Here is a 6,183-nt window from a genome sequence, read left to right as displayed (position 1 = left end):
TCATTAGTCCCTTTATTTTAGATGAGTTTTCTGTCTTGGTCTTTTTGTAAACTTCTTGGGGTATTTTCTGGTGAAACTTTATTGATGGCCTGCGCCATTTACTAGCGGGTTATTAGCACTGTCTACAAATGAACATGATGAAGCAAAAAATACCAAAAAAATTATAGAGGAAATAGGACAAAAATGTTGGTTAAATCATGGCGACTTACAAGAGTATTCAGCATGTGAAGAACTGAGTAAAATATTTATAAAGGAATGTGGGTCAATTGATGTTCTTATTAATAATATTGCAATTCAATATCCTCAAGATAGTCTAGAAGAAATTAGTTGTGAGCAAATGGAAAACACGTTTAAAACCAATTTCTTTTCTTGCTTTTATATGACTAAAGTTTTTTTACCCCATCTTAAAAAAGGCTGTGGAATTATAAACACCACTTCGGTCACCGCTTATAAAGGAAATGATCACTTAATTGATTATGCTTCAACAAAAGGAGCATTAGTTGCCTTTACCCGCTCACTTTCGCAAAATTTAGTGAAAAAAGGGATTCGAGTGAATGGAGTGGCCCCAGGCCCTGTATGGACCCCATTAATACCCTCTAGTTTTGAAGCAGATGAAGTGAGTCATTTTGGAGAGCAAGTTCCTATGAAACGCGCTGCTCATCCTTATGAAATTGCGCCCGCATATTTATACCTTGCCTCTGAAGATTCATCTTATATGACGGGGCAAATCCTACATCCTAATGGAGGAGTGATAGTGAATGGGTAGAGACTATAACTTCATTTAATTTTTCATCTAGGGTACATCTTAAATCCCCTAATTCTAAAAAGAGCAAATATGTTATTGAATTATATTATTTTAAATGATTCAAAATTATGAATAAAAAAGTAAATTTAAATGGAGTGTTGTGCTTTTACTTTGTTCTTTCCCTCTTTTCGCGGGCGCTCCTTGTCGGGGTAAGACCATGTTACTCACTTTAATTAACAGACCGTCCTTTTCAGATAGTGCATGTACAGTTCCTCCTAATAAACTCCTTATAGAGGGAGGATTTCAAACAAATAATTGGTGAGGGAACTCAAGTAAATACTCCTGAATTAAGTGATCGAGCAAATTCCGGTGGCCAACAATATGAAAGTTTTAATCCAGACTTTCTAATTAGTTATACTTTTAACAGAAAATTAATGTGCATTTAGAATTGCTTAGTCAAAAAAACAAGTTCAGAGGAGTCATTTGGGTTAGTTGGAGGAATAGGATTAATTTATCTTTCTAATCTAAATCTATGGACCAACTTAGCTTGATTGATATTAGGTAATATACCTAGATTTCCTAAGACAATCCCTAAACTTTAAATTTAAGCTTGGATTAATACAACCAATAAACTATGTTTTAATAATTTGAAATAGACTTAATCGAGCTCTGAAAAATGGAATTTTTACAACAGCTAAAAAAACTTATATTGGCAAAAATATCTGTTTATAAAACAGCCTACTCTTTAGTTTGCCTGGAGGCGCAACTCGCCAAATTATCTATTGTTCCACTATTGCTCACTATATTCATGCTTTTTATTGTATTAATGACCGTTTGGTTATCAATTACAACATTAATAGGATATTCCTTGTTTTTAATTTCTAATCGTCCTGTTCTTGCTCTACTACTTATTATATTTTTAAATATAGGTTTATTGCTGGTTTTAATTCGATATCTTTCTTTTAATTTAAAAAACATGAGTTTTGAGAAAACAAGAACCTATTTTTTTCAAAACAAAAGCATACTAAATAAAATTGGAAAAACTAATGAAAACCTAGAGAATAAAAATTAATAATATAGAGAGGATTCGAGTACTTCAATCTAAAACATTTAGATAATCACAAAGGTTCATGATTAGGTAAATTGGATAATTTTAAATCTTATACTATATTAAAAATACAAGTATTATACAGGCCATCATAGGATGGTCTATGCTTTTTAGAGAAAACCATGTTATATCGATTTTTATTAAACTATCTTAAAATAAAACTCTTTCAATTTATTCTTTCCAAAATTACAAGAAGTAAAGTTCCAGTTTCTTTAAGTAAATTAAGCGTTATTGAATATGGAATGAAAGTAATTTTATCATTTATAGAAAACAAGAAATTCGTGAGTAAAAAATAATTAGGTAATCTATTTTTCATCATGCCTATAAAACTACTGTTTACCCTAGCATCTAGGGGTTAGCCTCTCTTTGACTTTGCTCCATAATGCACTATTATAAAATTGTGCAATGCAACAAGGAGCGTATTATGCAACAATTTAAATCGAATTCATTTAATAAACTGAATCAGCCATTACAACAAATTGCAGAATTAAATAATGAAACATTTCAAAAATTTTCTTATTTAAGACCAGAAGATTTTCAAATGAATAATCCTCAAGTTTTGTTAGAAAAAAGTGTTCAAGTTTTTATCGAGAATTCTCACCATAGTCTCGATTACATGCATCAATTATTTAATATTTGGGGACATTCGTGGGAAAATATATCTCAAGAAGCTCGTGAAAAAACGCAAGATATAATGAAACAAACTCAAGCTTACGCTTCTACAGCCAGCAAAGAAATGTCTCGCTCTTCGCCATCTAGAGCATCTGCTAAAAGCACTTCTCATTTAAGAAAAAAAGCATCGAGCTCCAGCTCAAATTTATCCAAGAACAATACCTCTAGAAACGCGTCTCAACATACAGCCTCTGATAAAAAAACGGAAATGTCCCAGGAAAAAAAATAAGATTTATACTTAATTTGCATGAGTAAGTTGTATTTAAATCATTAAGGAGAAAACAATGGGTTATATTATTGGATGGTTGTTAGGTATACCAGTGAGCATTCTTATATTAATTTGGCTTATCTCTCATCTTTAAAAAGGAAATTATCATGCATACTGAAACACTAATAAAAACATCAGGGTGCTGTAAAACTACTTCTACTCATATTTGTTGGACCGCAATTGTCGCTGGTGCATTTGTAGGAGTAGGACTTGGTTTTCTACTCAATCTCTTTGGAGTGGCAATTGGCTTGAGTGCCTACAGTTCATCTCCAAATGGTGCTGCTGTAATTGCTATAGGTGGTGTAATTGGTTTGATCATTGGGGTGATTGCTGCAATGGGAACCGCTGGATTTGTAGCGGGATATATAGGCCGATTTTATCATTGTTATTGCCATGGTGGCGTGCTTTATGGTTTTATAACCTGGAGTATTGCTTTAATATTGAGTATCTTACTGATTGGTCCTACAACAAGTTATCTTTCATCCTATGAAAATAGTCTAAGTCCTTCTTTCGCACCAATAGAAGTTACTAATTCAGCAGTAGGAAATAAAGTAGTTGCTGGAGAGAACAATAACAATGCCCCTGGTGTATCCGTACAAGCAAAACATTTAGCTTGGAGTGGTTGGGTTCTTTTTATTCTCTTTTTTATAGGCGCGTTTTCCAGCTGCATCGGAGCATGTTATGGTATGCGTTGTAGAAAAGAAGAGGTCACCATGAATGTGCCCCCACAAAATATACCTAATGAAAAAATATAATTTAAGACTACCCATTTCTTTTGTGAAGTGGGTAGCTTTTTTTACAAGTATTATCTTTTTCCCCTAATCTAAAAACAATATAAAACTTTTACTTTTACCATTTTCTACTAATATTAAAAGATTATGAAAAAAGGAGTTTTCAATGAAAAAAAGTGAACAGAAAGACATCCCGAGGGTACGCACATTAAACATATCGGTGATATAACTGAAGAAGCATCTGACGATGTCTGCAAAAAAGTTAAATACTCATAGAAATTCTAAAATATAAAAACTAAATCCTAGATTCTGGCGCGCTAACTCAACAATAAGATACGCGTCCAATTATGCAGAACATGGATCAAATGACTTCGATAGCTATTAGTCATCTATATTCGAACTCTAAATTTTACTATTTACCTTAAGTTACAAAAATCATAAAGCCTACTATTCTTTATTAAATTCGTTACTTTTAAGGATGATTAATCATGAACTCACTTAATGGACTTAAAATCGCTATTTTATTAACAGATGGTTTTGAACAAGTAGAAATGGTAAAGCCTAGAGAAGCATTGGAAACTCAAGGAGCTCAAACTGTTCTCATTTCAAATAAACAAAAAGTTCAGGGCTGGAACCATTCAGATAAAGCAGATTTTTTTGATGTAGATATACTCTTAAAAAATGCCGACCCACATGAATACGATGCATTACTTTTACCGGGAGGGGTAATGAACCCCGATACATTACGTACCTTGCCAGAAGCTGTAGAATTTACTAAAAAAATTAATGCTCAACAAAAAACTATTGCTGCTATTTGTCATGGACCATGGCTTCTTATTAATGCCATGGCAGTTAAAAATAAACGTCTTACTTCTTGGCCTTCCGTGAAGACTGATTTAATTAATGCTGGCGGAATATGGGTCGATGAAGCTGTAGTTAAGGATGGAAATTTAATTACAAGTAGAAACCCAGATGATATACCCGAATTTAATAAAGCGATTATAGCTCATTTGAATAGCTGGAAAAAAATTAAGTAATGGGAAGCGATAATTGAGTTATTGGGGGAAGATACCATCCTCCCCTTATTACCTTAATCCCAGAAATAAAGGAGTTTATTTTTTTAAAATTTCTCCGCAAATTTTTTTATATTTTTTTTCTAGAAATTGTAGCTCTTCATCAGTCAATTTTTCTAAATCAAGAGCATGATTATCCGCCGGAGGATGAGATTTTATTAACTCATCTAATTTTAAATTTATTATTTTATTATCACGATTTTGAGTATGTTGAATTAAAAAAACCATTAAAAAGGTAATAATAGTTGTCCCTGTATTGATGACGAGTTGCCAAGTATCTGAGAATTTAAAAATAGGACCTGTTATTAACCACACAATTATAAGTAAAAAGGCCGTAATAAAAGCTACTAAGCTTCCTGATACTTCGCTAATAAAAGATGAAAATTTTTGAAACCATAATCTTAAGTTATCCATAATTATTTCCCTGAATATTAAATAAAATCTTTTAGCTTAAGAAAACAAATTGATATATATATTTACTTTGTTGCAGTGCAATAAAAAAATAGAAATCCTATTAAATTATAGTCACAAATATAAATTTAAAGTTTAAGCTATAATTTAAATAGAGCCGTAACGAATGTTAGTTCCTAATCAAAGAAAAAAATGAATACTTATAGATATTGGCGTTAAATAAAATAATTATAAACAATTCTAATCTCTGATTTATCCCCTTTAATCAACTTTGATATGAATTAAGGACATAAGTTCAAACCCTAATTTCTCAATATGATATGGTTTCATTCAAACCAAAATTCGTACTTGGTACAAGTTTGGTTTAATGAATAAGGATTAGTAATTATGAAACCTCAAGACCATTTAGTCACATTATCTCATGAATTTCCTAATGCCTGGAATCTTGTTAACAAATACAGAACAATTAATTACTTTAAAGAAGAATGGCCCTCTTGGTGCTTTCTACCTATAAATGCATGGAAAGCAATAGTGGCTCAAGAATATAACACTTCCAGCCTTGATTTAGAGCAATCCCGAGAGGCGATGTATTTGGCAGCAATTGGAACATGGCGTTATACTCAGGGCATTTATCGCTTTGATTCAAATTTATATAAAAAACTGGGTGAAATGAATACCAGCACACCGGATAAAACGAAATTTTACCAGCTTCCAGAATGGTCTATTTATATTGAAACTCCTGAGCTGTATTGGAACAATAATCCATTGTTAGGCTTTTGGTTTCATTTGCAATGGGATAATGAAAAAGACTACCATGAACTCTGTTTTTTATTAAATGCAGATAAATTTATTTCAATTTCTCTTCCGTTAAATAAATGGACTACGCATGAAATCCTTCAAAGTTCTTATCCAAATTTATATATAAACAATATCAATACAAATACCTTAAGAATTATGTCTTCTCTTGTTTATTATATTTGTATTTCTCCAATCCCCATTTCTGATAAGTTTGGCAAGAAACCGAGTTTCCCTTCAAGCAAAATTTATAAAAATGAATTTAGACTCTTTCCTCCTAATGATGCCAATATTTGGAATGTAAGTGATGAGCGTTCTATTATTCCTGTTGATAATGAATCGTTGACCATTAACAAGGGAGATTTAGGTCACTGAAAATA

At 31.9% G+C, this 6,183-nt stretch carries 7 protein-coding genes; 6 read left to right on the top strand and 1 reads right to left on the bottom strand.

Translation table 11 applies throughout. The features are described from left to right. The first annotated feature begins 118 nt into the window (after window positions 1–118). The 5 genes from ACWTEW_RS22380 (at window position 119) to ACWTEW_RS22360 (ending at window position 4,561) form a co-directional block, all read left to right on the top strand. Window positions 119–766 (top strand): SDR family oxidoreductase, encoded by a 648-nt coding sequence (locus ACWTEW_RS22380; RefSeq protein ID WP_454780734.1) that lies wholly within the window; start codon window positions 119–121, stop codon window positions 764–766. A gap of 655 nt (window positions 767–1,421) precedes the next feature. Next, window positions 1,422–1,817: a hypothetical protein gene (locus tag ACWTEW_RS22375; RefSeq protein ID WP_454780720.1), complete on the top strand. Its 396-nt coding sequence runs from the start codon at window positions 1,422–1,424 to the stop codon at window positions 1,815–1,817. Between the two features lie 460 nt (window positions 1,818–2,277). Next, window positions 2,278–2,754, top strand: a complete 477-nt coding sequence (locus ACWTEW_RS22370) for a hypothetical protein (RefSeq protein WP_454780719.1) — start codon at window positions 2,278–2,280, stop codon at window positions 2,752–2,754. Window positions 2,755–2,900: 146 nt separating this feature from the next. Next, window positions 2,901–3,548 (top strand): hypothetical protein, encoded by a 648-nt coding sequence (locus ACWTEW_RS22365; RefSeq protein WP_454780718.1) that lies wholly within the window; start codon window positions 2,901–2,903, stop codon window positions 3,546–3,548. A gap of 464 nt (window positions 3,549–4,012) precedes the next feature. Beyond that, entirely contained in the window at window positions 4,013–4,561 is a 549-nt protein-coding gene (locus ACWTEW_RS22360; protein ID WP_454780717.1) for a type 1 glutamine amidotransferase domain-containing protein, read from the top strand. Window positions 4,562–4,636: 75 nt separating this feature from the next. Here ACWTEW_RS22360 and ACWTEW_RS22355 read toward each other — a convergent pair whose 3' ends face one another. Next, entirely contained in the window at window positions 4,637–5,011 is a 375-nt protein-coding gene (locus tag ACWTEW_RS22355; RefSeq protein WP_454780716.1) for a low affinity iron permease family protein, read from the bottom strand. Between the two features lie 384 nt (window positions 5,012–5,395). On the opposite strand from ACWTEW_RS22355, the gene ACWTEW_RS22350 reads away from it, so the two are divergent. Then, complete coding sequence (locus ACWTEW_RS22350) at window positions 5,396–6,178, top strand: AcrVA2 family anti-CRISPR protein (protein ID WP_454780715.1); 783 nt, start codon at window positions 5,396–5,398, stop codon at window positions 6,176–6,178. The last annotated feature ends 5 nt before the right edge of the window (window positions 6,179–6,183 follow it).

It is taken from the genome of Legionella stuttgartensis (assembly GCF_977063405.2).
The sequence above is the reverse complement of the archived record's forward strand: the minus strand, read 5'-3'. Positions and strand labels throughout refer to the sequence as shown.

Coding starts and splice junctions, on each gene's coding strand:
- ACWTEW_RS22375 (WP_454780720.1), top strand. CDS start 1,422: ATGGAATTTTTACAACAGCTAAAAAAACTTATATTGGCAAAAATATCT.
- ACWTEW_RS22370 (WP_454780719.1), top strand. CDS start 2,278: ATGCAACAATTTAAATCGAATTCATTTAATAAACTGAATCAGCCATTA.
- ACWTEW_RS22360 (WP_454780717.1), top strand. CDS start 4,013: ATGAACTCACTTAATGGACTTAAAATCGCTATTTTATTAACAGATGGT.
- ACWTEW_RS22355 (WP_454780716.1), bottom strand. CDS start 5,011: ATGGATAACTTAAGATTATGGTTTCAAAAATTTTCATCTTTTATTAGC.
- ACWTEW_RS22365 (WP_454780718.1), top strand. CDS start 2,901: ATGCATACTGAAACACTAATAAAAACATCAGGGTGCTGTAAAACTACT.
- ACWTEW_RS22350 (WP_454780715.1), top strand. CDS start 5,396: ATGAAACCTCAAGACCATTTAGTCACATTATCTCATGAATTTCCTAAT.